Origin of the sequence: Tenacibaculum xiamenense (assembly GCF_964513065.1) — a bacterium.
GTDB lineage: Bacteria > Bacteroidota > Bacteroidia > Flavobacteriales > Flavobacteriaceae > Polaribacter > Polaribacter xiamenense.
The window spans coordinates 1-1,725 of record NZ_CAZEQU010000025.1 but is presented as its reverse complement, the minus strand read 5'-3'; the positions used below and the strand labels follow the sequence as shown (position 1 = coordinate 1,725).

Below are 1,725 nucleotides of genomic sequence, written 5' to 3'. Positions count from 1 at the left end.
CTTGGCTTTACGAAGTGATTTGAGAGGGAATCCAAGCTTTTTGGACTTTATGCGAGGAGTTAAACAAACAACATTAGAAGGATATGACCATCAGTTGACACCTTTTGAGAAGGTAGTCGAGAGTGTTTCAGACTCTCGATTAGATGGAAAGAGTCCATTATTTCAGGTAATGTTTGTATTACAGAATACCCCAGATTTGTCAGAGGAATTTGTAATGGAAGGATTAACGATGTCAGAATATGACATTTCAACGGTTAATTCAAAGTTTGATTTAACATTCAATGTATCTGAAATGGGAGGTTTTTTAGGTTTGGAAATAGAATACAATTCAAGCCTGTTTAAGCCATCCACTATAGAGCGTTTATTTGACCATTATCAGATATTGTTAAAGAACATAGTATCAGATATAAAAAGACCGATAGGTGCTATATCAATAGTAACCGAATCAGAGAAACATACATTATTAGAAGAATTTAACTCCACAAAAGTTCCTTATCCAAAAGGAAAGACTTTGGTAGATTTATTTTCAGCCCAGGTTTTAGAAACACCAGATTCTATAGCAGTGGTTTATTCAGATGAATCATTGAGTTATTTGGAGTTAGATAAGCGATCAAATCAGTTGGCTCATTACTTACGAGAACAAGGAGTTAAACCCGATGATTTAATAGGACTATGTTTGAGACGAGGATTGGATATGATTGTAGGTATTTTAGGGATATTAAAATCAGGAGGAGCCTATGTTCCGATAGATCCAGATTACCCACAGGATCGAATCGATTATATAGTAGAAGACACTGGCATTGAATTACTTTTAACTAGTGGAGAAGGGTGCTTTGTAAAAGAAGGAGTTTCACTACTAAATTTAGATAGTGATCGAGAATTGCTCTCAAGTTATTCATCAGGTGATTTAGAAAGAGTTTTAAAACCTGATCATTTGGCTTATGTTATTTACACATCAGGAAGTACAGGAAAGCCTAAAGGAGTAATGATCGAACATGAAAATGTGGTAAGATTGTTTAAATATGATTTTTGTTCATATGATTTTTCATCCACTGATGTTTGGACCTTATTTCATTCATATGCTTTTGATTTTTCTGTTTGGGAAATTTTCGGGGCTTTAATTTTTGGAGGACGTTTGGTTATAGTTCCTAAAAAAGTAATGAATGATGCTACCGCTTTTAAAAATCTATTGGATAAAGAAGGTGTAACAGTTCTTAATCAAACTCCTAATTCGTTTTATACCTTTCAAGAAGAGTTTCTTTCTAAACCGATAATAAAATCACTTAGATATGTGATTTTCGGAGGAGAAGCATTAAATCCAACTTATTTAGAAAGTTGGAAAAAAAAATATAAAGAAAAATGTAAGTTAATAAACATGTACGGAATTACGGAAATTACTGTACATGCAACTTATAAAGAAATTACAGAAATCGATGTAAAACGTTCTACAAGTAATGTAGGAAATCCTATAGGTAACACTACGGTTTATATAACAGATTTGGATTTAAACTTACAGCCCACTGGAGTTGTAGGGGAGTTATGTATCGGAGGTCTAGGAGTCGCAAGAGGGTATTTAAATAGACCTGAATTAACAAAGGAAAGATTTGTGTCAAATCCATTTAAAGAAGGTGAACGTATCTATAAAACAGGAGATTTAGGACGTTGGCTACCAGACGGTACTATAGAGTTTATAGGAAGAAAGGACAATCAGGTAAAAATACGGGG

General features: G+C 33.7%; 1 protein-coding gene. It reads left to right on the top strand.

The genetic code is table 11. From position 1 onward, the window contains the following. A partial coding sequence (locus ACKTTV_RS10010) for a non-ribosomal peptide synthetase (RefSeq protein WP_408030705.1) occupies window positions 1-1,725 on the top strand: 1,725 nt, incomplete at both ends.